This window comes from Streptomyces bobili (assembly GCF_002154575.1).
In the GTDB taxonomy this organism is placed as follows: domain Bacteria; phylum Actinomycetota; class Actinomycetes; order Streptomycetales; family Streptomycetaceae; genus Streptomyces; species Streptomyces bobili.
The window spans coordinates 1-571 of sequence record NZ_MUBA01000101.1 but is presented as its reverse complement, the minus strand read 5'-3'; the positions used below and the strand labels follow the sequence as shown (position 1 = coordinate 571).

Below are 571 nucleotides of genomic sequence, written 5' to 3'. Positions count from 1 at the left end.
GCGGCCAGGGCCAGGCCCGCCAGGCCGCGACCGCGGTGGGGCATCCGGCCGGCGGCAAGAGAGCACAGCAGGACGGCGCCGCAGGTCACCATCGCGATGGCCGACCCCAGCGCGGCCCCAGCCACCGCCATGCCAGCGGCCAGCAGCCGCAGACCGAGCCGCAGTGCGGGCACGGGAGTGCCCCAGGCCGCACAGCACGCGGCCCCGGCCGACAGGGTGAGCACCGCAGCGGTGGCACCCGCGTGGCCCAGCGGTGTGACGGTCTCGGGTCCCGGGACGAGCCGTGGCAGCGCCAGGGTCAGGGAGAGGCCGGCCACAGCCGCCGCACAGGGCGCCGCGACGGGCAGCAGCTCTCCGAGGATCCGGCCCGCCGCGTAACCGGCGGTCACCGCCAGCACCGCGAGCAGGACGCCCTCGGGCCGACCGCCGTGCACGGCCGCGGTGATCAGAGACCAGGTGGCGCAGGCCCCGAGCACCACCACACCCACGGCGTCAGAAACGATTCGTCTCTCGCCGGGGCCGTCAGGAGCGGACTCGCCGTCCGCGGACGTCATCCCCCTGGACCCCACAC

Annotated in this window: 1 pseudogene; it reads right to left on the bottom strand. The window is 76.5% G+C overall.

The features are described from left to right. Window positions 1-554, bottom strand: a pseudogene (locus BZL64_RS09375) (O-antigen ligase family protein); the annotation flags it as partial. Window positions 555-571 lie beyond the last annotated feature (17 nt).